Source organism: Acetobacter senegalensis, from assembly GCF_001499615.1.
GTDB classification, from domain to species: Bacteria; Pseudomonadota; Alphaproteobacteria; order Acetobacterales; family Acetobacteraceae; genus Acetobacter; species Acetobacter senegalensis.
Map to the genome: position 1 here is coordinate 1,746,946 of NZ_LN606600.1, position 23,047 is coordinate 1,769,992.

Sequence of the window (23,047 nt, forward strand, 5' to 3'; positions counted from 1 at the left end):
ATGGCGGTAGCGGTCTTCGATTATGCAACATGGTCGGCCCGCTACCCCGACCTTGCTGAGCAGGTGGCTGCGCCTTTGGCTGGACTGTATTTTGCCGAGGCAGAACTCTACCTCGACAATACGGAATGCAGCCCTGTGCGTAACGTGGCGCAGCGCACGCTTTATCTCTACATGCTGGTCGCCCACATCGCCTATCTGAATCTGCCAGCATCCAGCGGCGGAAACGGGGCGGGGATGGTCGGCCGGGTAGCCAGCGCAAGCCGGGGTTCCGTTTCAGTCAGCACGGACATGGGCAGCCAGCCGGGGGCAGCCGCGTGGTTTATGCAAACCCAGTATGGGGCTGCGTTCTGGCAGGCCACGCTATGGCTACGCACGGCGCGATACGTCCACACACGCAGAATCCAGAGGCAGACATGGCCGTAAAGATCAAGGGGGGCGACAAGCTCCAGCGTGCTCTGACCAACCTCGCCAAGAAGGTGGAGAAGGGCGGGCATGTGGATGTGGGCTTCTTTGAGGATGCGACGTATCCAGACGGCAAGCCAGTTGCCTACATCGCGTCCGTGCAGGAATTCGGTGGCACCGTCGAGGTGCCCGAGCATGAGACCGAAATTTACCGCTCTGTCGCGAAGGACGGGTCATTCAACAAGAACGGGAAATTCGTCAGGCGCAACAAGTCAAACTTTGCCACCACCCACACGGTTCCGTCGCATGTGATCACCATTCCGGCACGGCCATTTATGAGAAATACCGTTGTCAACAATCAGGCAGATTGGGGGAAAGCGCTGGGCGATGCTCTGGTGGAGACAAAATTTTCGGTTAAGAAGTCTCTGAACGTCATGGGCCGCGTGATGTCGGATCAAATGCGCGACGAAATAAAGCGCATCGGCCCAGAGAATAAACCGTCCACCATCAGGAAAAAAGGCTTTAACCGGCCCCTCATTGACACAGGACGTATGTTCCAGTCCGTCACGCATGAAGTAAAGGACGGCCCGAGTGAGTCTTAACCTCTTCGGCATAGCGGGTCGCATGACCGGCGCGGTCAACCCGTGCATTCCTGCTGATCTGTTCGCCAGCGATGGGGTGCAGGACACGCCGTCTGGTGAGGTCGAGCCCAAATACATCGTGGCGCGCATCTGGATTGAGGTGCAGGCCTTGACCGGGCAGGACTTGCAACAGGTCGAAAACCTCAACCAGCAGGCTGACATGCGGGCGGTCTATATCCGGGGAGGCATCAAGGCGCTGAACCGACCCCTGCAATATGGCGGCGACCTCATCAAGTTTTACAATTCCTACTGGAAGGTGACCCAATCCCTTGAGGAATGGGGAGATGCTGAATGGTGCAAAGTGTTAGTGACCCGCCAAACATCACCGCCCCTGGGCTGCTCGTAACGCCGTCCGAGAAGGATATTTACACGGCGGTTAAGGCGTGGATCACATCTATCCTGCCGTTTTCCATAACGATCCGGCAGGGGCAGCTCAACGATGTGCCCGCGCCCATTGGCCCGTTTATGCTCATGACCATCATTGGCCGGGAGCGCATCGCCACCAACGGCTGGTCCTACACGGATACGGAGCGCGTGGTGGTCGAGCAGACGCGCATCTCCATGCAGATATCCGCGTTCGGGAAGGGTTCTGGCAACCTGATCCAATCCGTTCTGATGCTCTGGCGCGATTTGAGTGCAGTGGATGCTCTGGCCGCGTCCGGTCTGCCCATTGCCCCGCTGCACACATCCGATATCCGGCAGCTTGGCTTCATTAATGCCGAGAAAAACTACGAGGATTGCTGGAGTGTGGACCTGATTTTGCAGGCCAACATCACCACCCGCATTCCGCAGCAGTTCGCCGACAAACTCACCATCGACACGCTTGAGGTCGATACAACCTATCCCCCAAAGGAGTAGCCCGTGGCTGGCATCCCCATTTCAACAAAAGTCAAGGTCACGCCGGGCGTTCTGTCTGCCGGTGGTGGCCTGAATAACCTCACGGGCCTGATCCTGACCCAGACCGTCAGCGTCGTGGCAGAAGGCACCGTGACGGAATATGACGACGCGGCCTCAGTCGCCACGGCCTTTGGCGCATCCTCAACGGAAGCAGCCATGGCGGCGGTCTATTTCAGCGGCTACACCAACGCGACCCAGACCCCGGCGCGGCTCCTGATCGGTGGGTACCCGGAAACCGGCGGGGATATGGCAACCGAACTCGCCAAGCTGCTGGCGGCCAACGCCTCGTGGAATGGCGTGACGTGTGCGTTTGAACCTGTTCTGGCAGACAAGCAGGCATTCGCAACATGGGTGTCGGCGCAGAACAACACCATCTTCGGCGTTCTGTGGGACACGGATACCGAGGCGACCACAGCCAGCAGCACCACCGCGTTTGGTGTATGGCTCAAGGGAACGACACTCAGCGGCATCACGGCGGTCTATAAAGACCCGAACGCTGCGGCTCTGGCACTCGGATGGATGGCCTCTCTCCCGTTCGGCACAGCAGGCGGCAGGCGCAATCTGGACATGATCCAGAGCGCCAACGTCATTCCGAGCGTGACGGATGGCACGACCGCAGCAACGCTGCTGGCCAACGGCTATAGCTTCTACGGTGCGTATGCCAATAAGGGCGATACCTTCCAGTTTTTTGATAACGGGGCGGTCTCTGGCGCGTTCCTGTGGGCTGACAGCTACGTCAACCAGATCTGGATGAACGCGAATTTCACGACTGATCTGGTCAACCTGCTGCTGAACAACGGGCAAATCCCGTACAACACTGAGGGCGACACGCTGGTTGAGGCGGCCTTGCAGGACACCATCAACACCGCTGTCAGCTTTGGTGCGGTGCAGTCTGGCGTAACGCTGACAGCCTCCCAGAAACAGCAGATTAATAACGCCGCTGGCAACACCACGGCGGCAGATACTGTGCAGTCTCAGGGCTGGTATCTCAAACCCAATGTGTCCACTGCTCCGGCCTCCTACCGGGTCAAGCGCACCACGCCGCCCGCGCAGTTCTGGTACTCCGACGGCCAGAGCGTGCAGTCCATCAATATGAGCAGCGTTGAGGTGCAGTAACCATGTCTGATCTTCTGATTACCTCGGCCAACGCGATCTATACGATCACGGTGCCGGGCCTGTTTAACGCACCCTTCACTCTGAAAAACTTTGCCGCCGACCGTGCTTTTGAAACCGAGGCGCGGGAACTGGCCGAAGAGTCCATGTCGGTTGACGGGTATCTGAACGTAGGCTGGGTTGCCAATGCGGTGAGCCAGACCATCAGCCTGCAGGCCAGCAGCGACGAGGCCTCGGTGTTTGACAGCATCATCACGGCGCAGGATCAGGCCCGTACAATCTACCGGCTTGGCGCGGTGATCCAGCTTCCTGCGATCGGCAAGAAATACACCCTGACGCGGGGATACCTGCGCTCTGCCGTGCAGATCCCGTCCGCCGCCCGTGTTCTGGAGGCCAGGGCCTTTGAGGTGCGTTGGGAGCGGGTTGTCCCGGCTGCAATCTGATGGCGCTGAAACAGAAAACCGTCACGTGCCCCCATGAGGGCGCGGACAAGGGCAAGGTGTTCATCATCACCCGCATGTCTGCCTATGAGGCGGACAAATGGGGGCGGCATGCGGTGCAGGCGGCCATCGGCGGGGGTGGCGCCATTCCCGGAGTGACGGAAGGCGGAGGCCTTGCGGAAGTCGCGGCGGCTGGCGTCGGCATCTTCGGCGCTATGGAGCCGGCCCGCATGGATGAGCTGATCGACCAGCTTCTTGAGTGCGTGGCCTATGTTCCGGACCCGGCCAATCCGTCCGTCACCATCCCGTTCAAACTGGCCGCCAGAACCGACCAGATTGAGGAAATTCCCACAGTGGGCTGGCTCCAGAAGGAAGCCTTCGCTCTGCACGTGGATTTTTTCAAGGGCGTCGGCCAGTTGTTCTCCCTGCTGTCCCTGCTGCTGCAAATGGGAAACAGCGCCCCGTCGCCCGATGCAGAAACATCAGTGAGCGTATCGCCCTCGTAATCAGCGAGGGCGTCGCCAGCCTCCACGATCTCCAGACGGTTTATGATAGCGAGGGCTTTGAAGACCTGCTGGAGATTGCTGTTGTGAAAAGGTTTAATAGGTAACTCATATAGAGAGCATGGGAGGATTATTTCCGTACTGGAGATATCTCCCAAATGTAGTTGGCAGGGAGAGTAGTTGAATTAGTATGGATTGAGACTTGAATGCCTGATTTAAAATTAACATCTTTTTGGATTTCTCCAACCAATAGGCTTAATTTTTCGATATTAATGACGGTAATATTTCCATTGCCATCAGTTCTTTCAATTGCGGCCCTGTAAAAATCAGAAAACTGCCAGTTATCACTCTGATTTCCCAAAAGAATAACTTCATCTCCCTTATTAAAATATGCAGACTTTGGGTTTATAGGCGAATAGAAATACATATCATCCTCATCCAAATTCGAACAATGGTGCTGAATGTTTGTGGCAGACAGTTCAGAGTCTTTCCAAATCACCCCCCCCGAAAGCCGTACGCATGCCCACCATAATTGATGCCCTCGTCGTCTCTCTGGGGCTGGACGCCAAGGCCGTCGTGAAGGGGCAGAAGCAGGCTGAGGGGGCGTTTAAGCGCGTCCAGACCAGCGCTGCGAAGATGGGCGATGGCGTTGCCACAGCCGCCAATACGGCGGGTGATGCGTTCCATTCTCTGGAGCGCAAAGCTTTGGCCTTCTTTGCAGTTCTGACCGCTGGCAAGACGCTCAAGGCCTTCATCAGTGACACGACCAGCGCCAACGTAGCCGCAGGGAACATGGCTCGTAACCTTGGTGTGTCAGTCAACAGCCTGACAGCGTGGCAGAAGGCGGCGCAGGCTGTTGGTGGCTCTGCTGAGGATGTGTCCGGCTCCCTCGGCTCTCTGGTGTCTCAGTTCCAGACAATCGACGGGCGGCGCAATCTGGGCATGGTGTTCGGCCAGATGGGCGTGCGGCTGGAAGGCGCGAACGGCCAGTTGCGCGACATGAACGGCCTGATGCCCGACCTTGCTCGCGCAGCGCAGCGCAGCGCCTTGGCCCGCAGTTGTTCTCGGCCCTCGGTTCGCAGGCCGGGTTCTCTCAGGGGTTCATCAACCTGCTGGAGCAAGGGCCGGAGCATATCCAGAAGCTGTATGCGTCTTTGCAGAAGTATGCGCCGACGGAGCGTGATACTACAGAGTCTGCTAAACTCCTCGAATCTTGGACCAAACTGACGGCGCAGTCTGAGGCGTTTGGTCGCTCCATCATGACTGACCTCAGCCCCGAGGTGCGCGAAGTTATGGATCTTTTTAGTGGCTTCGTGCGCTCAAACTCTGACGCATGGCTGGCGGACATTAAGATGGGCGCAGATCAGCTAACGGCGTCTATCAAGAGCGTAACTTGGGAGAAGATCGGTCTAGAGATTAAGGCTTGGTGGGATTACATCAAGGCGATTGACTGGAATAAAGTCGGTCAGGAAATAAAGTCTTTTGGTCAGAGCGCAGATGGCGCAGCCCAGTTTGTCGGGGGATGGGCAAAAGCTGTTGAGTTACTATTTGCCCTGTGGGTAGGCTCAAAATTCCTTGCGGTCCTGCGTAATGTGCAGCTCTTGGCCGCAGCCAGCGGTGCGGGGTTGGGTGGCATTTCTAAGCTGATTGCAGCGGCGGGCGTGGGGTATGTTGCCCACAAAGGGCTTGAGGCCGCAGACCCGAATGACAACATCGGCGGCTGGATGGATAGCAATGTGCCGGGCGCGTCATTCCTGGACAATCTTGCGTCGAAAGTAGGGATGGGCCGCTCTTACGCGGAGCAGAATGCACGCAAGGCTATCAGCACGGCAGACCCTGCTGACATGATCAAGATTGCCAATATGTCCGTGGGTATGGGGTGGAGCAGGGAGCAGGCAATGGGCCTCCTCTCCAACGCCATGTCTGAGAGCAATCTTGATCCGTTTTCTGTTGGGGACAATGGCGGCGCATACGGGCTTTTCCAGTGGCATGGAGACCGTCAGGCGCAATACGCCGCGCGCTACGGGCACACCATGCAGTCCGTTAAGGATCGGGACGCAGCGACCAAAGAGCAGATGGATTTTGCAAACTGGGAACTGTCACACACCGAGAAGCAGGCTGGAGATTATCTCAGAAAAGCCACTGACGCAGGTATGGCAGGAGCCATTGTCTCCCGATATTTCGAGCGGCCAAAAGATCAGGATGGCGAGGTAGAGAAGAGGGGGGCTTTGGCCGAGTATCTGTCTTCGCAAAAAAGCGTTGTGGGGGCTGCGCTGTCCACTCCGGCAGGTGGGGGCACCACAAACAACGTCACCAACCACATGACACTTCATGTTCCCGGCGGCGACCCCAAGCAGATCACGAAGGCCGTTAAGGCGGCCTTCAATGATCCTCGTATGCAGGCGTGGCAGACTAATATGGGGTTGACTTAGGGGTAGGGGATGCGCAAACGCGCATGCCCTCAATGCATGGATTCAAGAGCCGACTTTAAGCCGTCAGTTCCAATGGGCAACCTGGACTTTCCCTGTTGGAAGTATAATTTTGAAGCGCCCTGTAGAACTTTCAAATTATCTCGGCTTAGCTGCGCCATGAATGTTGCTCCCTGCGGGCCTTGAGGTGCGCACCCCATTGACTCCAACGGGGCGCTCTTCCCTTGGTCGCTTATCAAAACTCCATCATTCCCGGGCTGGCATGAAGCGACCGTCCCCCACTCTGTGAAGCTGATAAGCGCGCGGCCCGAATGCGGGTTTGCCGCCTCAGAGGACACGGAAATCTCAGTTGACCCATCTTTATAATATGCGTCCTGAGAGCCGGGCAGAAGTCCCGGCTTATTCCCCCAATGGCCACTTTGGGCAAACGCCGCGGTTATGTTTGCCATTGATGCCAGCGTCACCAACAATAGAACTCGTTTCAAAATAACCTCCCATCAAAATCCGATGGAAGATAGCTGTACCTTGCGGGGTGGGAAACTTTTTCTTGTACGGCGTGGGCGCTGTTACTACGGTACTCAGATGAATGGATGAAAATTTCCATTGAAGGAAAATTACCATGTCACCAGAAATGTTCGGAATTCTCGGCGTTATTCAGGGCGTATCATATGCTTTATCGTCCGTTATATTGATCGGTATAGCCAAGCGTCTTCTTTTGAGCGTGCGTGCACTCGACGAAATGCGCAGGGATATTGTTAGGGAGCGCAGTTCTGCAGGCAAAGGGTCCACGTAGAATTTAATTCTGGATAGGCCAGGCACTAGCGTGGCTTCAGTATATGGCCGCGCGATTTCATGCGGGAAAGAATATTTGTCGCAGCGTTCCATTGTAATAATGCCGCGCTCCCGCCCATCTGCCCCTATGCTGTAGGTAATAGGCATAATTTCCACGCCCCGAGGCGACTTCACATATATGTCTGTTATGTTCAGAGTTTCAGGTATTCTGTTGTTGAAATATAAAGAAATTCTAACGGCATCTTTTGGTTCTGAAATAATTCCTCTTTGAGCTTTTGCTTCAATAAGGGGTAATTTCTCTTGCCCATTCAATTTATAAAGAACAAATGGGGTGCTGGCCCCGACCATTGCGAACAATACACCAAGCCACTCAGTAACTGCACTCATAAAATACCTCTCCCTGCAATAAGGGTGAGGCAGCCAGTACCTTTGGAGTCGCGTCAATCACTATCAGAAATGAATGTCTGGAGTGATTTTGAGCACGGTGCCCGTACCCCTCAGAGTCCCGTAAGGCGAACAAATCGAGACTCTCCCACCATGTGCGCATAGCTGGGAAGGGTTGGGGAGTCAGCCGTCAGCGCGACAAACCAACAGCCTCCCGGAGTATATCGTTTGCACGGGACTGCCAGCCGGGGCCATCCGCCTTCAAGCGTTCAAGAAGATCCGGGTCAAGACGCATAGAGACTAGTGTCTTCGTCGGGGCTTTCTGTGGGCCCCGCACTCGTCGCTGAGAAGCAAGGTCAGGCACAATAACGGAAGCAGGAACCGCCCGCCGGAAATCCCGCTCGGTCAGTTCCGGGTTGTCTGCGTCCAGAGCAATACCCTGATTGATGCGGGCATCTTCCTCGTCTGTCGGCATGATAAAGTCAGGTTTGCGCGGCATAGAGCTTTGCCTCCCGTTTGTTGGCCTTGCGCAGGCTGATGATGCGGACAATGCGCGTTTCAATGCTGAAAACCAACACATGAAGGCGCAGATTGATCGGAGCGATAGCGACAAGGCGTGGTTCGTTTGCGCTCTGGCTGGTCATGACAAAAGCAACGTCCCATTCAAAGCCGTCAGCGGCAACAAAATCAACGCCGTGTTTGGCGATGTTGCTCTGGCGCTTTGTTTCGTCCCAATCGTATCTCATGGATTATTGTATATACGATAAAATCGGACAGGGCAAGTATATTGTATATATAATTTGATGGGATGAGTCAGGGGCACCGGCCTAAAAAGGTATCTCATCGTCCAGATCAGGATCTGATTTAAGTGTCTGCCAATTATAGGGCTTTGCGTTTTCCACGGACTTCTTAATAGTCTCTGATGGTTGCGGCGTATAATAATCCATTGACGAATCCCATTCGTTTCCATGCTCAGAAAAGAATAGTTTTCCCTTTTTATCTATAGCACCCGACTCATCGGACTTTGTTTCAAACCATACATAATCTTTTCCATATTTAATATTTGTAGTTGCGCTATGCGAGGCAATTACATTCTGGGCTAATAGCCTTAGATCTCTTTCTTTTTGGAAAGATGCATGCAGTTTTTCTAGGATATCTTTCGTAGACTCTCGTTCCTCCAGAGCAAACTTCACCAACCGTTTGGCGGCTTCCTCATTGGATGAGAGCCCATTAGACGAACGGAAACGCTCTACTCGCCACACCATTCCCGGAGGCAGAAGTTGCTCAACAAGGCCTTTATCTGGGACTTTTTCTTTTTCCCGTCGCAGACCAACATCTAGCAATCTCAGCATTTCTGCATTGAGAGAGTTATTGTGTTCATTTGCAGACGCGGCAAGGCGCTCATGAAGCTCCTTAGGAACACGCAAAGAGAATCGGAGTGTGGTTTCTTCTTCCATAGCTCCGCCATAGCTCCTTTTTCATAATTTGTCTTGACGCCTCCTGTGATGCCATAGATAGTGCCATTAACGGCATCATTTAGGTGCCACGAAGAGGAGCCATGAACACCAGGCACGAAAAAACAGGCGTTAAAACTAGCTTACGACTTTCCTTCGCCTTGCATAGATGGCTGAGGGAGTGTGCGCAGAAAAACGCCAGGAGCCTCAATACCGAGATATTGATCCGACTAGAGGCAATGAAAATTCAGGAAGAGATGAGAGCAGCGGGTGCAAGTTTGGCGACCGAACCCGCTGCCTCGAGAAGCAAATAGGATATATTCGCTATGACAGATGATAGCACAAATAACCCGAAATTGACAATTGGTTCTGGGTGCCCAGAAGGGGCTATGTATATCGGATCAGATGGGGAGCCAAAAATCACCCCCTACGGATTGGGATATCTGGCCGCAGAGTTTGCAAAAGAGCAAAAACAGCCTTTGGTCGAGGCCATTCTTTACGCATCCAAAGTTTCCGCAAACCACTTCGCTGGGTGTTTGGAGCGCGGCCACTCAGAAGAAGAAGCGAAAAAGCGTGCCGATGAAGTGTTGGCCTCCGCAAAAATGCGCCTAGAAGAGCTATATCGCGGGGCGTCTAAGGCAGGGGGCCGGGCATGAGCACGAGCCTCCCCATCCCCGCAGAGTTCGCTGAAATTGCCGCTATCTGCGTTGCGTCTGAAATGACGATTGGCGGCAAGGTTGTTCTCGGCGTCGAAGGCCGCGCTCTTCATGAGGGCCTAAAAGTGGGACGCGCTTTCCGCGCTTGGATGCCGGGACGCATAGAGGAGTTTGGTTTTGCAGAAGGGCAAGACTTTGAAACTTATGATGGTTTGAGCCGTCCCAATCCGGACACCTCAAAATCTCGCCCTCAGAAGACAAAGGAGTATCGCCTCACCCTCGACATGGCGAAGGAACTTTCCATGGTCGAGAATAACGAGAAGGGCCGGTTGGCTCGGCGGTATTTCATCTGGCGCGAACAGCAGGCGCTTTCTATCCAGCCGTCAGTGTCAGTAGCGCAGATGGAACAGCGCATGATGCAGGCCCTTGGCGGCATGGTGAAGGGTATCGTCAACAAGCAGATCACGCCCAAGATCGAGCAGCTTTCACAGAAAGTAGATGGTGTTCTTGCTGTGCGCCCTGTCGGCGTGGCCGTGGTCACACACCGCACAGCCAAGCGGTGGCTCGACCATTACGGCATTACCAAGCGCCCAAGGGGGTTAGTGCGGCGCGTGTCCAATGCCCTGATGCGCCAGTCTATCCGCATGGGCTACACGGTCAGCTATACAGCGGAAGAAGAGGTGCGGTCATTCCACGAGGTCGTGGCGAACGCTTACTTCTCCACTGGGCCGGGCCGTCACCTTCTGCCTAAATCTGTGAAGGGCCAGAAAGAGATGGGGTTAGGGTCCAGCCCTGTCCCTTTTGCCAAAACGCCAGCGCGCACAGCCTGACACAGGCCAGCCACCCTTTCGGGGGTGGCAACGCTGGCGTGAGAATGAGTGAGCGGGAAATCTCCAATGCCGTTTTATTCATCGCCGAAGCCATGCCGCAGCATCGGACAAAGTATGGGACTACCGTAGAAAAGGGGCGTGAGAGGCTGAGAACAGCCGCCCGAGCCATCATGCAGATGTGGCGCGATCTGGAGCAGGCAGAACGAGCAGAGCGTAAATCCATAGCTTGACAGACTCCGGTGGCAGAATAGAGAGTGAGTCCGGGTGTTCCAATAGATACCGTTTTCAGGGGAAAGGGCGGCTTTCGGGCCGCCTTTTTTCGTTGCGACTCATGCCGATCATCGGTTACAGTTCCGCTTGGCGATCACCCTCGCCCTAGGAAGGGGATAGCCGAGGCCCATCTCTCTCCCCTTTCTAGTCCTGTCTTCTGGTTGACATAGACCCCCGTGACGAAAGTTGCGGGGGTTTTTGTGCTGCAGTCGGGAGGCTGTCTTCCCATTACGGTAAAGCGTAGGGCTGAAAAATTTTTTACACTAAAATCTTATATATTTGATACGCGTATTATTTGAGTGTTAACGCCTGAGTTATAGGCTGAATGACTTCGTCTCCTGAATAAATAATGGTGCATGTCGCAGTATGCAAATTGACGTTTCCAAAAAGAGAGAGAGGGCATGCCAACTTCTTCGAAACGTCCAAAGTGCGCAATGCGTGTTGAAGATAAAGATTGACGAATTTACTGACTATATTCTCAACACAAGATTTGATGCCAGCTATGTAAATACGAAAACAAGCTCGATGATTATGTCTTACAGCGCCATGCTGGAAGTCCAGAGAATCATTCTTGAGGGTCTTGCTAAAACGCCTCCGAGTGGGAAGGTCGTGCTATCTCCTGAGTTGACGGGCGTTCTGCGGTCCTACGGTCTGATATCGAGATAGGTGCTGCTGGCGACCTGAGGCGGTCGAAAGACCGCGTGGAGGGCTCTAAAAACTCCGCGCCTCCATCACCTCCCCAAACTCCGTCGTAAACCGTGACGAAAGCATCCCCTGCCGAGGCCTCCAAGCCCGCTCAACCCCAGTGCTGAGCGGCTTGATCGCCTCCCGGCCAAAGCGCCGGTTGATAGAGTCCATGGCGTCCATCAGGGCGGGGGATTGTGCTTCTGGCGCGTCAAAGAGCGACGCCTGCTGTCCTGCGGGCGCAAGGTCATTCAGCAAGACGCCACCCTTGGTATAGCGGTAGCCATCTCGCCAGATCGCCCGCAAAAGTCGCGTGGCAGTCGCAATCAGCGTTAGCGTATTATTCGTTGGCGCGCAGGTTATGGCAGCCTGATTGGAGTACCATCCGTCCTGCCGCTTGTGCGGGTTGGTCTGGATGAAGACGGAGACATGCCCGGCGTCCATACCTTCCGCCCGGAGCTTTTCTGACGCCCTTACGGCAAAGCCAGCGATAGCCTCGCGCATATCACCATAAATCGCGATCGGCTGACCGAAGGACCGGGTACAGGCCAGCCCTTTGCGCTGCTCTGCAACCTCAGAAAGCTGAAGGCAGGATTCCCCACGCAGCTCTGCCTGCAACCGGACCCCAGTAATCGCCATGATTTTTCGAATCTGAGCAGGCTCAACCTCTACAAACTGCGCAATGGTACGGATGCCAGCATCATGCAATCTCGGAACCAGTCGGCGGCCAATGCCCCAGACCTCACTGACGGGCAGGTTCCGATAGAACCGCATCCGCGTCCGCTCGTCGGTCAGGTCGCACAGACCCTCCATTTCTGGCCGGTCCTTGGCGATGTAGTTGGCGAGTTTGGCAATGGCCTTTGTCGGCCCCCAGCCCACACACGTTGGGATCTTGGTGATCTGCTCCACGCGCCCCCGGATCACCTCGCACCGTTCGGCCAGATCCCCCGGCAGGCCGGTCAGATCAAGAAACATCTCATCAATAGAGTAGGGCTCGACGCGGGGCACATGCTCTAGCAGCACCTGATAGACCCGGCGACTCATGTCGGCATACAGAGGGTAATTGCTGGAATACCACTGCACGCCGGAAAGTTTGCGCTCATTTCGGATCAGGTGCCAGGCATCGCCCATCTTGATGCCCAGCCCCTTAGCCTCGGCGGTGCGGGCAATAGCGCACCCGTCGTTGTTGGATAGAACGACAACCGGCATGCGCTTCAGCCGCGGCTCAAACGCCCGCTGGCAGGAGCAATAGAACGAATTGCAGTCAATCAGGCCGTAAACCGTCATGGCTTTTCCCGCACCACGCCCGTTACAGTGGCCCAGATATCCACGTCCTGCGTCGGATCAACGCGGATCGGCTCCCGGCTGTCGTCGCCAGAAACCAGCCACCACCGACCCTTCTGCGCCCGCAGTTCAGCCAGCAGAACCTGCCCAGCGGCGCAGGCAATCACCAGTTGTCCGGACACCTGCTGGCCGGACGTGTCTGCTATCAGCACGTCGCCGTCCAGTATGCCTCGCGCAGCAAAGGTAGCGCCACGCACGCGCACCGGATAACGGCTGGGCCTGCGCAGATCCAGTACGTCAGATAGATCAATCGGACCCTCAATCGCGTCTGCTGCGGGGCTGGCGAATCCTGTTGTCCGGTCTCCTGCGTATGCGCTCATGCTCCTGTCCTCCATAATGAGAACATAAAGAGAACAGTACCCGCTGGGCAGTCAAGACGAAACTCCAAAATTCTCCTTGTACCCATCCCCAAAATATGAGAGTCTACCCCCATGCCCCTACCATCCATAGGACTCCCAGCGCTCTGGGATATCCCCGTTGCCGCTGGCGTCCCGGCCCTGCTGGGGCAGTCTGTCTCGACCGGGATTACGGCCTCAGCCTCTACCATCCTCGCTACGGCTCTGGATGAATACACCATCACCAGTGCGGCTAGTCAGTGGGGGATTTTTACCGCCAGCAACCAGCCGGTGCTGACCTCGGGCCACGTACGGGCGGTTGATATCCAGAGCATGTATCAGACGTCTGATGCCCCGCAGGAGAACGGCTCGTTCCTCAGTTACAACAAAAGTCGCATACCGGGCCACTATGAGGTGGAGATGGTGTGTGACGGCAGCAGCTTCGAGTATGGGTCGGCCAGCATCTTTTCTGACCTTCTGTCCTCAATGGGCTTATCGTCGTCTCCGTCCTCTGCTGCGCAGACAAAGGCCTTGTTCACGGCGGCCCTCGGTCAGCTTTCTTCCAGTCTTGACCTGTATGCTGTGGCAACGCCCGAGGCCACATATTCCAATGTGAACATCCTTGGCTACTCTCTAGAGCGGGAAGCGCGCAGAGGCGTTTCCATGCTGTATGCGCGGATCTATCTGCAAGAAATACGAATGACAGCAAAGGCCGGGGCAGCAACGGCACAGGAAGCGTCTGGCCAATCCATGGTCACGGGAGGCAATGTGCAGACGCAAAGCCTGACTCCAGATCAGGAAAATGCCATCAACCCGCTGGATGCATTCTGATGGCGACCGTCACTATCCCCATCAGCGCCGTGGCCTATCAACAGATCAATGTCCCATTATCAGGCAATGCTGTCACACTCACAATCCAACAGCGCACCAATGGCGTCTATATGGATGTGGCGCTGAATGGCGCGCAGATCCTCGCGGGCATCATCTGTCAGGACCGCACGTGGATTGTCAGGCGCGCATATCTCGGGATGCCGGGCGACCTCTGCTTTTTTGACACGCAGGGCACGCAGGACCCTACCTATACCGGCTTTGGCAGTCGCTACATCCTGATCTATGAGGCAGGAAAAAATGCCGGGTAGTTTCACGCAAAAGAAAATTGATATCGATTTTGATATCAGGCAGGGCGGATTTTCCGGGAGCCCGGAAACCATCACCCTCATGGACCATCGCGTAAGTTGTCAGGTTCTCAGCACTGGCCTTGAAACGGGAATGATGTGCTCTGTCCGGATCGAGGGCATGAAGCTCAGCGCCATGAACCGCCTGTCTGTGGCGCAGGCCAGCGTGATTGACCAGTCGTCAAACAGTATCACCGTGCGAGCGGGAGATGCAGGGGCGACACGCCCAACCATTTTTACGGGCGGCATTGTCGAGGCGTTTGTTGATTACGCAGGCGCTCCGAACGTGGCGTTTCAGGTCACGGCCCTGTCTACCGCGATCCCGGCCGCAATGCCGATCGAACCGACATCATTCGCCTCTGGAGCAAAGGTTTCCGACATCATGCAGGCAATTGCAGGCAAGGTTGGGCTCGAATTTGCCAATCATGGCGTTGATTCCGTGATGACGGGCGGCGTCAATTATCCCGGCTCAGCGATGCAGCAAATTGACTCCTGCGCCCGGTCCGTCGGTATTGAATATCACATCGGCATGGACACTCTTTCGATCTGGCCGAAGGATGTTGCTGCGTCGGATTCCGCCACACTTGTCTCGGCGGACACAGGAATGATCGGCTATCCGAATTACAGTCAGGGCGGCGTGCTGGTGCAGACGCTGTTTAATCCGGGCATCAATTTCCGGGACACCATCAAGCTGCAAAGCGAATACTCTCCGGCGGCGTGGGTCAATAATTACGGGCAATTGCAGGAAGTGGCAGGCGCGGCCTCCATGTATCCGCCTTCCAATGGCTTGTGGGTTGTGCAGAAGATTGAACACGACCTGCAAACGGAAACGCCGGGTGGACCGTGGTTTACGATGCTGGAGGCGCAGCGGCCTGAATTTGCAGGGAGGGTGGCAACCTTTGGCCGATAAATACACAGGGACAAAAAAAGCATCGGATGGCGCGAGTAATTTCAACGCGCTCAATTCGGCAATCCGGCGCATTTTGAGCATGGGCGGCGGACCAGCACTGGTCGAGGTAAAGGCGGTCAACGGTAACGGCCTGAACCCGGCTGGATTTGTCGATATCCTGCCAATGGTCCATCAGCAGGACGGAGCGGGGAGAACGACACCGCACGGTATGATCTACGGCGCGCCCTATGCGCGACTACAAGGCGGCAAACGGGCCTTCATCTGTGATCCGTCGGTGGGTGATATCGGAATTGCTATCATCTGTGCCCGTGATATTTCAAACGTCAAAATCAATCGCAAACCTTCTGCTCCAGGTTCATTCCGGCAGTTTGATCTTGCGGATGCGGTCTACCTCGGCGGCTACCTAAACGCCGCCCCGGAGGAATACTGCGGTTGGATCAACGGTGACTTCCACGTAAAAACTGCGGGGAAATTCATCGTTGATGCTGCCGAGTGCGACATTAACTGCAAGGTAAATGTGACTGGCCCAGTAGCGGCGTCTGGAGATGTGACGGCTGGAGGCATCAGCCTTGAAGAACATGTCCACGGGGGAGTGCAGGGAGGTAGCTCCACAACGTCCACGCCCGAGTAAATATGCCTTCATCAATTCAGAACCAAATCACCACGTACCTCGTGGGCACTAGTACTACGGTGTCCACATTGGGCAGAAAATAGGAAGACCCGCCATGGCTGAGCAGACAAATCTCCTAGTGCAGCTTGATAAAGTTTGGTTTGAGGCAACCGGACGTGGCTCCATGCTCATGGCAATGACAAACTCACCGTTTGTCGGAGCAGGTGGCTTTCGCGCTCCGATCCTGTTTGGTGAGCAAGAATTCGTAGCCACCTTCACCTTCTCGGGCGCAATTTCTTTTGAAGGTGAAAACGTCAGCCGAGGGCTGTACCGAGCCACTGAATTAAATCCGGCGCGCTCTCCACACCCTTCGAAATCAGAGACGACGTTAAATCTTTCAGGGCCTCGCTTCCCATCGCCCTTACCTGCTGCTTGATCCCTGTTTTTGTAGCTTCTGGCGCAGACGTTTCATCGACTGCCTTGCACAACAAGGCTTTGATTGTATCGCCATCCAACTTGACGGTGATGGTCTTTTCATCGGCGGTTATTCCGCCGTCATCACTTAAAGAATCAAGGCCCTTGGCCGTGAGTTCGACACCTCCCCAATTCCAGAATCCGTCCATGCTTCTGGAACAATGGCTAATTATATAACCGTGGCCAGAAAGATAGGCGAGGCACTGATAGAGCATGCCTCTTTCAATGCCTTCGAAGACCTGGATATCTGGCACATATGCCATCCCATAGGGACTGAGTCTGCGCAGAACATCGCGCCATTGATCGCGGGGGATAATGTTCATGGGGGAGAGTCCTTTTCCCGGCACTCTGCCCGTACCCCTCAGAGTCCCGTAAGGCGAACAAAGCGTGACTTCGCTATCATGTATGCATGGCTGAGTGCTTATTGCTGAAATGGCCCTTTACACAGGTTTACAATAATGGCAGCGCCCAAGCATGAGAACGCTGCTACTCGCCTGCATCCTGACCGCCGTGCCTGCATACGCTGCTGCCGAAGAAACCAACTGCTCTGCATTCGGCGCAGGCAACCACCTCCCTGAGTTAGTCGATAAGCGGCTTGCCGCCGGAACGAAGCTTTTGTGCAACCGAGGCTACGCCGTTTTGGCGTCGAGCGTGTCACATGGCCCGTTGTGGGCGGCTGAACACCTGTGGTCCGACGATGTAGAGTTAGCACAGTCTCTCAAGCGGACTGGCCGCTTTTATGTGGATACGCGTTTCGCCGGAAGTTCCGATCTGCTGGACTACTACAATTCAATCTATGATCGCGGCCATATGGCGCCAAGTGGAGATCAACCAACGGAGTTGGCCCAAGCTGAGACATATGCCCTCACGAACATTGTTCCGCAGACTGCTAGCCTCAATGAAGGCATCTGGGCCAGAGTGGAGCGGCGGGTGAGAGATATCGCTGAGAAGGAGGGGGATCTATATGTCGTTACCGGTCCGGCCTTCCACGTTAAGCCCATCGAAAAGCTTGGGCATGACCACGTATATGTGCCATCGAGCACGTGGAAAGCGGTCTACTCGCCAGGCAAGGGGAGAGCTGGTGCCTATGTATGCCGCAATGCTCAGCAGCACCCGCACTGCTCTCAAGTCACCATAGCGACACTTATACGCAATACGGGGATTGATCCGTTCCCTGCGGTATCAGACCAGATCAAGAAGCAGGCTTGGAGGTTGCCCTCGCCGTAAGCTAGGAAGGCCAAGAAGCTTCCTTCCTAGCTCGCCCATCACCAGAAGGGCGGTTTGCCGGTACACATCTTATCATACCACTCTGCAGGCTCAAGGTCCTCTACGGTCCAAGCGTAGCGCGCTGAAACGCGGACAAGCCTGCCGCAGGGAACGATCTGGATGGCGTCGTCTAGGTTCGCCTCTCGCGCTAATGCCGGATCTATCTTTGGTACCTCATCAAAGAGCTTCACAATCATCAAGCCGCTCGTTCTCAGCGACGACACGCGCGCTCTGATAAAGCGAGGGCTATCCCCTCCCGGCGCCTGAGCAAGGAGAGCGATGCTGCCGCTCAAGGTAACAACCGTTACGCCCCTTCTGTGGCGCGGATAGAGAATCATCATCGGCTCCATATCCGGCAGTAGATACTCAAACAAAATACCCTTGTACCCGGTACCTTTTCATGCCATATTTTAGCTAATCTAGCGATTTTCTGTATCCAGCCATCCTTCGGGGTGGCTTTTTTGTTTGGTGCAATGGCTTCCACGCTCCTCCTTGACCGGACAACGTGGGATTTGGTTCTGGACGCATCTGGCAACATCGCCGTGGCGTCGGAGCCTTATTCCACTGTGCAGGACGTGGCATCAGCAATCCGTGTTTTTGCTGGCGAGTGCTATTACGACACCAGCAAGGGGCTGCCGTATATGCGTCTGATCCTCGGGCGGTCGCAGTCCGCCGGGGTCTTCCGCACGCAGGCGGAGCAGGCCGCACTGACGGTTCCGAACGTCACAGCCGCAAAATGCGTGATCACAGCCATCAGCGCCCAACGGCAACTGTCAGGCACCATATTCCTTTCTCTCAGCGACGGTACAACGCAAAATGTCGGGTTCTAACAGCACGGGCACCACATCCGTTCCCGCGCCATCCCTGACGGATGCAGGGTTTGTCGCGCCGGCAGAGACGGATATTCTGACTGGCGCGCTGGCCGATCTCAACGCAGCGTTCGGCAACGCCCTGAATACGGACCTCGCCACGCCGCAGGGTCAGCTCGCCACGACCCTGGCGGCTATCTTGGGTGATGCCTACGACCAGATGATGGCAGTGTTTGATGGCGTGGACCCGGCGCGGTCATCGGGACAGATGCAGGACGCCATCGGGCAGCTTTATTTTCTGGAGCGGCGCGGAGCCACAGCAACCGTTGTCTCAGTCGTCTGCACCGGCTCCCCCGGCACCGTCGTGCCAGAAGGCACGCTGATACAGGACAGCAGCGGCAACAAATACGCGGCTGACGGATCGATTACGCTCAATGCTACAGGCACGGCCACAGGTACATTTTCCTGCACGACCACTGGCGCGATTGACTGCCCAGTTAATACTGTCAGCATCTACCAATCCGTAACGGGTCTTTCGTCCGTCACCAATCCGGCGGCAGGCGTCACTGGGTCTGATCAGGAGGGCCGGATCGCGTTTGAGCAGCGCCGACAGGAGAGTGTGGCCGCCAATGCCGTTGGTACGTTGGGCGCAATTTCCGGGGCTGTGCAGGCCGTCTCCGGCGTGACAGACGCTTATGTGACGGACAATGCCACTGGCGCAGCGGTCACAACCGGCGGCGTCTCCATCGCGGCCCATAGCCTCTTTGTCTGCGTCAACGGCGGAACGGATGAGGACATAGGCCTCGCCATTCTGCGTAAAAAGCCGCCAGGGTGCGGCTATACTGGCACAACGTCCGTCACCGTATCCGATCCCAACAGCGCATACGGGACCGCACCCAGCTACACGGTACAATTCACGCGCGCCACGCCAACTCCGGTCTATATCGCCGTAACCCTGCAAAGCTCCAGTGCGGTACCAGCTACTGCAGAAACCGAGATACAGGCAGCAATTCTGTCGGCGTTCAACGGGGAGGATGGCGGTAGCCGTGCGCGTATTGGCGGCAAACTCTTTGCCTCCCGCTTTTACGCAGCGGTGGCCGCGCTTGGAACATGGGTGCAGATCGTGGAAATCACAATCGGGACTACTGCCAGCCCGACTGGTTTCACGACGCAGATGCAGATTGATCAGATCCCGACACTGGATGCGTCTGGTATAACCGTCACGGTGCAATGACATGCAGGACTATGCAAAAACGGTCCTGTCCCAATACGCCAACTCGCCGCGTCTGCTGACCATTCTTGAGGGTTGGAACCAAGCGTTCGATCCGGCCAGCCTGATTGACCTCTGGTACCAGCGGGTCTGGAACCTCAGCACCGCGCAGGGCTACGGTCTGGACGTGTGGGGCCGCATTGTGGGTGTCAGCCGGGTGCTGACGATCACGTCCGGAAAATACTTCGGTTTTTCCGAAGCAAATGACCTGACGGAGGAGGGGTTCAACAGCGCCCCTTTTTATTCTGGATCATCAGTCACGAGTAATTACCGCCTGTCTGACGATGGGTTTCGGCAACTGATCTACGCCAAGGCTTTGGCGAACATCACGGATGGGTCGGTTTTTTCGATCAACGCCATCCTCATGCTGCTGTTTGGCAATCAGGGGAATGCGTACATCAAAGACAACGGCGACATGACCATGACGTATGTATTCGACTTTGTGCCGACTGATGTTCAAGTCAGCATCATACAAAACAGCGGAGTTCTGCCACGCCCCGCCGGGGTAGGCGTCGGGTATCAAATCAAGAGCGCAAGCACATGAAAAGCACTGATGATCTAGGTCTGTTTGGCACGCTGATTGGTGCGGATGCGGCTTCTGGAAATATCTCAACCGTCCCGGATACTCAGGCAACGGCTGGCGATGGCACTGCCTCAATCGCTCTCGGCTTCCCCCCTGAAACGTTTATCGATCGGGCTGCGGGTGGTGAGCCGCCGCGCGGACAGGATATGAACGGTTTTCTGAACCGTATATCTCGCGCCATTCAGGTTCTTCAGGCCGGTTATTTTGGCCCCTTCAATGCGTCCTTTGCCTCTGCAATCGGTGGGTATCCTTCCGGAGCAATCGTTAGCGGTAGCGTAGTCGGGACATTCTGGGTCTCTACTGCTGACAACAATACGACGACGCCCGGCGCATCTGGGGCCACATGGCAAAACCTGTTCTCCGGATACCTCCCTCTTACTGGGGGAAACCTGACTGGCGATACGACGATCAAAGGCCTTGCCAGTTGGTCAACGACCGGGAACTATACGTCAAACGGGCTCATTCTGTCCGGCCAGAACGGCAATATTGTTACTCTCCGGCAAAACGAGACGACGGGAAAATATACGCAGCTTGCAATCCAGGTTAACGGATACAACAGCTCAAACGGTTATTTCAGCCTGCGAAATGACGGAACTTTTTGGTCTGGCACTACACAGTTTGCGGACAGAACGTGGGTCACGAATAACTTTTCCGATACCTTTTCTTCGTCCGGGAATGACTGGTTCTGGATGAAATTCCCGAGCGGCGTGCTTATTCAGGGCGGCAACGCTACGTATTCAGCATCCGATGGAACAACCGGAACAAAGGTAACGCTCCCCACTACGGCGTGTCGTCAGTTAAGCGCTGAGTATGGCACGTGAGGGTTGTACTTTGTGGCGTCCTGTGCTGACTGTTTTCCCGATTTTGTGGGAGAGCAACAGATGCGGCGCTACGGTTTACGCAACGATCAGTGGGAACGGATAAAAGACCTTCTCCCCGGTCGTGAAGGTCATGTCGGCGGCACAGCAGCGGACAACCGCCTGTTCGTGGAGGCCGTGCTGTATCGCTATCGCGCAGGCATTCCATGGCGTGATCTTCCTGCCCGTTTCGGAGACTGGAAAAACGTGCATCGGCGTCTGCGCCGCTGGTGTGAAAGCGGTGTTATTGAGAGGATCTTTCGCCATCTAGCCGCGGATCACGACAATGAATACATGATGATCGACAGCACCATTGTCCGGGCACATCAGCATAGTGCCGGAGCCCTCAAAAAAGGGGCGCGGATCAGGCCATCGGACGATCACGAGGCGGGTTGACGACAAAGATCCATGCCATCTGCGACGCTCTGGGCAATCCGGTGGAACTCGGCATCACACCGGGGCAGGATGCGGATATCAGCCAGGCGGAACCGATGCTGGAAAACATCGATCCGGATGCCTTCCTCGCCGACAGGGCGTATGACGCGGACAGACTGATTGATCGGCTGACACAGCGCGGGATTACTCCGGTCATCCCGCCGAAACGCAATAGAACAACCCAACGGGAAACCGACTTCGCTCTCTACCGCGAACGGAACCTTGTCGAGCGGTTCTTCAATAAACTCAAGCAGTTCCGTGCTATCGCAACACGCTACGACAAGCTGAAATCGACCTTCCTCGCAGCCGTGCAGTTCGCTTCAATCATTATCCTACTTAACTGACGACACGCTCTAGTTTTGGCGCACAGTTTATTATTGCGGTTGGCAACGACATCGGCAGTAACGCCAATGCTGTGACGGTTATGCGCACGGACGCATCGACAATCCATCTTCTGGGCCGGGAAGTCACGAGCGGCAGCCTGTCTGACACTGTAATCAACTATTTTTGCGTGGGAACTGCTCCGTCATGAGCGATGCGTCAACGACATATTACAGCGCGACCAAGAACGGTTTTTTTGACAGCCGTATGGGCGGTCTCCCGTCCGATGCGGTGCAGGTTCCCGATACTGATTACACCGCCATCATGGACGCAATCCATCGCGGAGCCCTGCTGTCTGCCGATGCGGACGGCAAGCCCGTCATCAAGACGGCGGCGGGGGATATTATCAGTACGTCTGATGTGTCCTCTACTGCCTGGTATGGGACGAGCATGACGTTGCAGCAGCGGGCAGCGGTGGCTCTAGAAAGTGCGCAGACCACGGTCAGCAAGGAATTCACCATCCTGAACGAAGCCACGCCGGATGTGTGGGTGACGTATCTCAAGGCTCTGATGGCGATTTCCAAAGGCACGGATACCACGAGCACAACCCTCCCGGTGGCTCCCGCCTCATGATCGCGCCCATCCCATCGCCAACGTGGCAGCCCGCAGCCGCGCGGGTTATCCCGATTGCCGCTCCTGCCAATTTGCGCACGCGCGGGCTTGTTCCAGAGATCGTCACGTTATCATGGGCCCCCAAATCAAGCGCTGACCATTTTGATTTCTCTCTTGATATGTCTGAAATCTTGGATGCCACCGGCGATCATATTGCGTTCATCGAGCGCGTGGATATCCCGACTGCATCTGGAGACCCAACGCAACTGACGGTACTGTGGTCCAGCATCGTTAATGGGTTGGCCTGCATCATGCTGGGCGGCGGCACACCGGGCGAGACGGAAGAGGTCATTGTCTACGTTGTGACTCAGCAAGGGCGTAGATTGGCACCAAAAGTGCTGCTGGCGGTCACGAGCGAAACAGCAGCTACTGTGCCAACTCCTGCGCCTACCATGAGTGGCGGGGTACCAGTCCCGCCTAATGCTATCCAACTCCCGAGCGCCTCGATCCTGACCGGCGACGACGGGCTGCCCTATCTCATCGCATAAATC

General features: G+C 55.7%; 33 protein-coding genes. 24 read left to right on the forward strand and 9 right to left on the reverse strand.

Annotated elements, in window-relative coordinates:
- The 7 genes from ASN_RS07850 to ASN_RS07880 are packed head-to-tail and all read left to right on the forward strand — an operon-like array spanning position 1 to position 3,999.
- Positions 1–423: a DUF4054 domain-containing protein gene (locus ASN_RS07850; RefSeq protein WP_058987821.1), complete on the forward strand. Its 423-nt coding sequence runs from the start codon at positions 1–3 to the stop codon at positions 421–423.
- Positions 414–1,004, forward strand: coding sequence for a hypothetical protein (locus ASN_RS07855; protein ID WP_058987822.1), 591 nt, complete (start codon positions 414–416; stop codon positions 1,002–1,004). Before ASN_RS07850 ends, ASN_RS07855 begins: the two co-directional genes overlap by 10 nt.
- Positions 994–1,389: a hypothetical protein gene (locus ASN_RS07860; RefSeq protein WP_058987823.1), complete on the forward strand. Its 396-nt coding sequence runs from the start codon at positions 994–996 to the stop codon at positions 1,387–1,389. Before ASN_RS07855 ends, ASN_RS07860 begins: the two co-directional genes overlap by 11 nt.
- Entirely contained in the window at positions 1,335–1,901 is a 567-nt protein-coding gene (locus ASN_RS07865) for a phage neck terminator protein (protein ID WP_058987824.1), read from the forward strand. The genes ASN_RS07860 and ASN_RS07865 overlap by 55 nt, the downstream gene beginning before the upstream one ends.
- 3 nt (positions 1,902–1,904) lie before the next feature.
- Entirely contained in the window at positions 1,905–3,056 is a 1,152-nt protein-coding gene (locus ASN_RS07870; protein ID WP_058987825.1) for a DUF3383 family protein, read from the forward strand.
- Positions 3,057–3,058: 2 nt separating this feature from the next.
- Complete coding sequence (locus tag ASN_RS07875) at positions 3,059–3,496, forward strand: phage tail fiber protein (protein ID WP_058987826.1); 438 nt, start codon at positions 3,059–3,061, stop codon at positions 3,494–3,496.
- Positions 3,496–3,999, forward strand: a complete 504-nt coding sequence (locus ASN_RS07880; protein WP_058987827.1) for a hypothetical protein — start codon at positions 3,496–3,498, stop codon at positions 3,997–3,999. Before ASN_RS07875 ends, ASN_RS07880 begins: the two co-directional genes overlap by 1 nt.
- 127 nt (positions 4,000–4,126) lie before the next feature.
- Here the strand turns inward: ASN_RS07880 and ASN_RS19615 are convergent, their stop codons facing one another.
- The gene (locus ASN_RS19615) at positions 4,127–4,438 is read right to left on the reverse strand and encodes a hypothetical protein (RefSeq protein WP_157765149.1); all 312 of its coding nucleotides are present in this window, start codon (positions 4,436–4,438) and stop codon (positions 4,127–4,129) included.
- A gap of 77 nt (positions 4,439–4,515) precedes the next feature.
- On the opposite strand from ASN_RS19615, the gene ASN_RS07885 reads away from it, so the two are divergent.
- Complete coding sequence (locus ASN_RS07885) at positions 4,516–5,223, forward strand: hypothetical protein (protein ID WP_058987828.1); 708 nt, start codon at positions 4,516–4,518, stop codon at positions 5,221–5,223.
- Between the two features lie 32 nt (positions 5,224–5,255).
- Positions 5,256–6,428: a phage tail tip lysozyme gene (locus ASN_RS07890; RefSeq protein WP_058987829.1), complete on the forward strand. Its 1,173-nt coding sequence runs from the start codon at positions 5,256–5,258 to the stop codon at positions 6,426–6,428.
- A 651-nt stretch (positions 6,429–7,079) separates the two neighbouring features.
- Here ASN_RS07890 and ASN_RS07900 read toward each other — a convergent pair.
- The 4 genes from ASN_RS07900 to ASN_RS07915 all read right to left on the reverse strand — a co-directional run bounded on the left by ASN_RS07900 (position 7,080) and on the right by ASN_RS07915 (position 9,058).
- Positions 7,080–7,604 (reverse strand): hypothetical protein, encoded by a 525-nt coding sequence (locus tag ASN_RS07900; protein ID WP_058987831.1) that lies wholly within the window; start codon positions 7,602–7,604, stop codon positions 7,080–7,082.
- A 187-nt stretch (positions 7,605–7,791) separates the two neighbouring features.
- The gene (locus ASN_RS07905; RefSeq protein ID WP_058987832.1) at positions 7,792–8,100 is read right to left on the reverse strand and encodes a BrnA antitoxin family protein; all 309 of its coding nucleotides are present in this window, start codon (positions 8,098–8,100) and stop codon (positions 7,792–7,794) included.
- Positions 8,084–8,347, reverse strand: a complete 264-nt coding sequence (locus ASN_RS07910) for a BrnT family toxin (protein ID WP_058987833.1) — start codon at positions 8,345–8,347, stop codon at positions 8,084–8,086. Before ASN_RS07910 ends, ASN_RS07905 begins: the two co-directional genes overlap by 17 nt.
- A gap of 81 nt (positions 8,348–8,428) precedes the next feature.
- Positions 8,429–9,058, reverse strand: a complete 630-nt coding sequence (locus tag ASN_RS07915) for a toxin-antitoxin system HicB family antitoxin (RefSeq protein ID WP_058987834.1) — start codon at positions 9,056–9,058, stop codon at positions 8,429–8,431.
- Between the two features lie 323 nt (positions 9,059–9,381).
- On the opposite strand from ASN_RS07915, the gene ASN_RS07925 reads away from it, so the two are divergent.
- From ASN_RS07925 to ASN_RS07935, 3 genes are read left to right on the forward strand one after another with little or no spacing between them, the layout of a single operon-like run.
- Positions 9,382–9,711, forward strand: a complete 330-nt coding sequence (locus ASN_RS07925; RefSeq protein WP_157765150.1) for a hypothetical protein — start codon at positions 9,382–9,384, stop codon at positions 9,709–9,711.
- Entirely contained in the window at positions 9,708–10,541 is an 834-nt protein-coding gene (locus tag ASN_RS07930; protein WP_058987837.1) for an antA/AntB antirepressor family protein, read from the forward strand. Before ASN_RS07925 ends, ASN_RS07930 begins: the two co-directional genes overlap by 4 nt.
- Positions 10,542–10,585: 44 nt before the next feature.
- The gene (locus ASN_RS07935; RefSeq protein WP_058987838.1) at positions 10,586–10,771 is read left to right on the forward strand and encodes a hypothetical protein; all 186 of its coding nucleotides are present in this window, start codon (positions 10,586–10,588) and stop codon (positions 10,769–10,771) included.
- A gap of 751 nt (positions 10,772–11,522) precedes the next feature.
- Here the strand turns inward: ASN_RS07935 and ASN_RS07945 are convergent.
- Both ASN_RS07945 and ASN_RS07950 read right to left on the reverse strand, forming a co-directional pair.
- Positions 11,523–12,782, reverse strand: coding sequence for a Y-family DNA polymerase (locus tag ASN_RS07945; RefSeq protein ID WP_058987840.1), 1,260 nt, complete (start codon positions 12,780–12,782; stop codon positions 11,523–11,525).
- The gene (locus ASN_RS07950) at positions 12,779–13,159 is read right to left on the reverse strand and encodes a LexA family protein (RefSeq protein WP_058987841.1); all 381 of its coding nucleotides are present in this window, start codon (positions 13,157–13,159) and stop codon (positions 12,779–12,781) included. The genes ASN_RS07945 and ASN_RS07950 overlap by 4 nt, the downstream gene beginning before the upstream one ends.
- Before the next feature lie 111 nt (positions 13,160–13,270).
- Here ASN_RS07950 and ASN_RS07955 point away from each other — a divergent pair, with 111 nt between their 5' ends.
- The 4 genes from ASN_RS07955 to ASN_RS07970 are packed head-to-tail and all read left to right on the forward strand — an operon-like array spanning position 13,271 to position 15,890.
- On the forward strand, positions 13,271–14,005 hold the full coding sequence (locus tag ASN_RS07955) for a hypothetical protein (protein ID WP_058987842.1): 735 nt from the start codon (positions 13,271–13,273) through the stop codon (positions 14,003–14,005).
- Positions 14,005–14,313, forward strand: coding sequence for a phage baseplate plug family protein (locus ASN_RS07960; RefSeq protein ID WP_058987843.1), 309 nt, complete (start codon positions 14,005–14,007; stop codon positions 14,311–14,313). The genes ASN_RS07955 and ASN_RS07960 overlap by 1 nt, the downstream gene beginning before the upstream one ends.
- The gene (locus ASN_RS07965; RefSeq protein ID WP_058987844.1) at positions 14,303–15,259 is read left to right on the forward strand and encodes a baseplate hub protein; all 957 of its coding nucleotides are present in this window, start codon (positions 14,303–14,305) and stop codon (positions 15,257–15,259) included. Before ASN_RS07960 ends, ASN_RS07965 begins: the two co-directional genes overlap by 11 nt.
- Positions 15,249–15,890: a baseplate assembly protein gene (locus tag ASN_RS07970; RefSeq protein WP_231948437.1), complete on the forward strand. Its 642-nt coding sequence runs from the start codon at positions 15,249–15,251 to the stop codon at positions 15,888–15,890. Before ASN_RS07965 ends, ASN_RS07970 begins: the two co-directional genes overlap by 11 nt.
- Before the next feature lie 293 nt (positions 15,891–16,183).
- Here ASN_RS07970 and ASN_RS07975 read toward each other — a convergent pair whose 3' ends face one another.
- A complete protein-coding gene (locus ASN_RS07975; protein ID WP_058987845.1) occupies positions 16,184–16,666 on the reverse strand; it encodes a hypothetical protein in 483 nt (160 codons plus the stop codon).
- A 151-nt stretch (positions 16,667–16,817) separates the two neighbouring features.
- Here ASN_RS07975 and ASN_RS07980 point away from each other — a divergent pair, with 151 nt between their 5' ends.
- Positions 16,818–17,570 carry a DNA/RNA non-specific endonuclease gene (locus ASN_RS07980; protein WP_058987846.1) on the forward strand — a complete coding sequence of 251 codons (753 nt, stop codon included), beginning with the start codon at positions 16,818–16,820 and terminating at the stop codon, positions 17,568–17,570.
- Between the two features lie 38 nt (positions 17,571–17,608).
- On the opposite strand, the gene ASN_RS19930 is transcribed toward ASN_RS07980, so the two are convergent.
- Positions 17,609–17,950, reverse strand: coding sequence for a hypothetical protein (locus ASN_RS19930; RefSeq protein WP_167541305.1), 342 nt, complete (start codon positions 17,948–17,950; stop codon positions 17,609–17,611).
- A 132-nt stretch (positions 17,951–18,082) separates the two neighbouring features.
- Between ASN_RS19930 and ASN_RS07990 the strand changes: the two genes are divergently transcribed.
- From ASN_RS07990 to ASN_RS08025, 7 genes are all read left to right on the forward strand, one after another.
- Positions 18,083–18,439, forward strand: a complete 357-nt coding sequence (locus ASN_RS07990; protein ID WP_058989231.1) for a hypothetical protein — start codon at positions 18,083–18,085, stop codon at positions 18,437–18,439.
- A complete protein-coding gene (locus ASN_RS07995; protein ID WP_058987848.1) occupies positions 18,426–19,652 on the forward strand; it encodes a baseplate J/gp47 family protein in 1,227 nt (408 codons plus the stop codon). Before ASN_RS07990 ends, ASN_RS07995 begins: the two co-directional genes overlap by 14 nt.
- Before the next feature lies 1 nt (position 19,653).
- Complete coding sequence (locus tag ASN_RS08000) at positions 19,654–20,232, forward strand: DUF2612 domain-containing protein (RefSeq protein ID WP_058987849.1); 579 nt, start codon at positions 19,654–19,656, stop codon at positions 20,230–20,232.
- The gene (locus ASN_RS08005; RefSeq protein WP_058987850.1) at positions 20,229–21,092 is read left to right on the forward strand and encodes a hypothetical protein; all 864 of its coding nucleotides are present in this window, start codon (positions 20,229–20,231) and stop codon (positions 21,090–21,092) included. Before ASN_RS08000 ends, ASN_RS08005 begins: the two co-directional genes overlap by 4 nt.
- A gap of 60 nt (positions 21,093–21,152) precedes the next feature.
- Positions 21,153–21,907 (forward strand): IS5 family transposase gene (locus ASN_RS18675; RefSeq protein WP_099048343.1). Its coding sequence is split into 2 segments (ribosomal slippage): positions 21,153–21,483 and positions 21,483–21,907, totalling 756 coding nucleotides; the frame shifts between segments, so codons are not numbered across the junction.
- A gap of 184 nt (positions 21,908–22,091) precedes the next feature.
- Positions 22,092–22,517 carry a hypothetical protein gene (locus ASN_RS08020; protein WP_058987851.1) on the forward strand — a complete coding sequence of 142 codons (426 nt, stop codon included), beginning with the start codon at positions 22,092–22,094 and terminating at the stop codon, positions 22,515–22,517.
- Positions 22,514–23,044, forward strand: a complete 531-nt coding sequence (locus ASN_RS08025) for a phage fiber-tail adaptor protein (protein WP_058987852.1) — start codon at positions 22,514–22,516, stop codon at positions 23,042–23,044. The genes ASN_RS08020 and ASN_RS08025 overlap by 4 nt, the downstream gene beginning before the upstream one ends.
- Positions 23,045–23,047 lie beyond the last annotated feature (3 nt).

What these genes read in the sequence shown, in the direction of transcription:
- ASN_RS07950 (WP_058987841.1), bottom strand. Translation starts at nt 13,159, where the DNA reads ATGAGCGCATACGCAGGAGACCGGACAACAGGATTCGCCAGCCCCGCA.
- ASN_RS08000 (WP_058987849.1), top strand. Translation starts at nt 19,654, where the DNA reads ATGCAGGACTATGCAAAAACGGTCCTGTCCCAATACGCCAACTCGCCG.
- ASN_RS07875 (WP_058987826.1), top strand. Translation starts at nt 3,059, where the DNA reads ATGTCTGATCTTCTGATTACCTCGGCCAACGCGATCTATACGATCACG.
- ASN_RS07925 (WP_157765150.1), top strand. Translation starts at nt 9,382, where the DNA reads ATGACAGATGATAGCACAAATAACCCGAAATTGACAATTGGTTCTGGG.
- ASN_RS07955 (WP_058987842.1), top strand. Translation starts at nt 13,271, where the DNA reads ATGCCCCTACCATCCATAGGACTCCCAGCGCTCTGGGATATCCCCGTT.
- ASN_RS07980 (WP_058987846.1), top strand. Translation starts at nt 16,818, where the DNA reads ATGAGAACGCTGCTACTCGCCTGCATCCTGACCGCCGTGCCTGCATAC.
- ASN_RS07900 (WP_058987831.1), bottom strand. Translation starts at nt 7,604, where the DNA reads ATGAGTGCAGTTACTGAGTGGCTTGGTGTATTGTTCGCAATGGTCGGG.
- ASN_RS07995 (WP_058987848.1), top strand. Translation starts at nt 18,426, where the DNA reads ATGTCGGGTTCTAACAGCACGGGCACCACATCCGTTCCCGCGCCATCC.
- ASN_RS07890 (WP_058987829.1), top strand. Translation starts at nt 5,256, where the DNA reads ATGACTGACCTCAGCCCCGAGGTGCGCGAAGTTATGGATCTTTTTAGT.
- ASN_RS07915 (WP_058987834.1), bottom strand. Translation starts at nt 9,058, where the DNA reads ATGGAAGAAGAAACCACACTCCGATTCTCTTTGCGTGTTCCTAAGGAG.
- ASN_RS07885 (WP_058987828.1), top strand. Translation starts at nt 4,516, where the DNA reads ATGCCCACCATAATTGATGCCCTCGTCGTCTCTCTGGGGCTGGACGCC.
- ASN_RS07865 (WP_058987824.1), top strand. Translation starts at nt 1,335, where the DNA reads ATGGTGCAAAGTGTTAGTGACCCGCCAAACATCACCGCCCCTGGGCTG.
- ASN_RS07910 (WP_058987833.1), bottom strand. Translation starts at nt 8,347, where the DNA reads ATGAGATACGATTGGGACGAAACAAAGCGCCAGAGCAACATCGCCAAA.
- ASN_RS19930 (WP_167541305.1), bottom strand. Translation starts at nt 17,950, where the DNA reads ATGATGATTCTCTATCCGCGCCACAGAAGGGGCGTAACGGTTGTTACC.
- ASN_RS07850 (WP_058987821.1), top strand. Translation starts at nt 1, where the DNA reads ATGGCGGTAGCGGTCTTCGATTATGCAACATGGTCGGCCCGCTACCCC.
- ASN_RS07905 (WP_058987832.1), bottom strand. Translation starts at nt 8,100, where the DNA reads ATGCCGCGCAAACCTGACTTTATCATGCCGACAGACGAGGAAGATGCC.
- ASN_RS07855 (WP_058987822.1), top strand. Translation starts at nt 414, where the DNA reads ATGGCCGTAAAGATCAAGGGGGGCGACAAGCTCCAGCGTGCTCTGACC.
- ASN_RS08020 (WP_058987851.1), top strand. Translation starts at nt 22,092, where the DNA reads ATGAGCGATGCGTCAACGACATATTACAGCGCGACCAAGAACGGTTTT.
- ASN_RS07930 (WP_058987837.1), top strand. Translation starts at nt 9,708, where the DNA reads ATGAGCACGAGCCTCCCCATCCCCGCAGAGTTCGCTGAAATTGCCGCT.
- ASN_RS07990 (WP_058989231.1), top strand. Translation starts at nt 18,083, where the DNA reads ATGGCTTCCACGCTCCTCCTTGACCGGACAACGTGGGATTTGGTTCTG.
- ASN_RS07880 (WP_058987827.1), top strand. Translation starts at nt 3,496, where the DNA reads ATGGCGCTGAAACAGAAAACCGTCACGTGCCCCCATGAGGGCGCGGAC.
- ASN_RS08005 (WP_058987850.1), top strand. Translation starts at nt 20,229, where the DNA reads ATGAAAAGCACTGATGATCTAGGTCTGTTTGGCACGCTGATTGGTGCG.
- ASN_RS08025 (WP_058987852.1), top strand. Translation starts at nt 22,514, where the DNA reads ATGATCGCGCCCATCCCATCGCCAACGTGGCAGCCCGCAGCCGCGCGG.
- ASN_RS07960 (WP_058987843.1), top strand. Translation starts at nt 14,005, where the DNA reads ATGGCGACCGTCACTATCCCCATCAGCGCCGTGGCCTATCAACAGATC.
- ASN_RS07965 (WP_058987844.1), top strand. Translation starts at nt 14,303, where the DNA reads ATGCCGGGTAGTTTCACGCAAAAGAAAATTGATATCGATTTTGATATC.
- ASN_RS07975 (WP_058987845.1), bottom strand. Translation starts at nt 16,666, where the DNA reads ATGAACATTATCCCCCGCGATCAATGGCGCGATGTTCTGCGCAGACTC.
- ASN_RS07945 (WP_058987840.1), bottom strand. Translation starts at nt 12,782, where the DNA reads ATGACGGTTTACGGCCTGATTGACTGCAATTCGTTCTATTGCTCCTGC.
- ASN_RS07935 (WP_058987838.1), top strand. Translation starts at nt 10,586, where the DNA reads ATGAGTGAGCGGGAAATCTCCAATGCCGTTTTATTCATCGCCGAAGCC.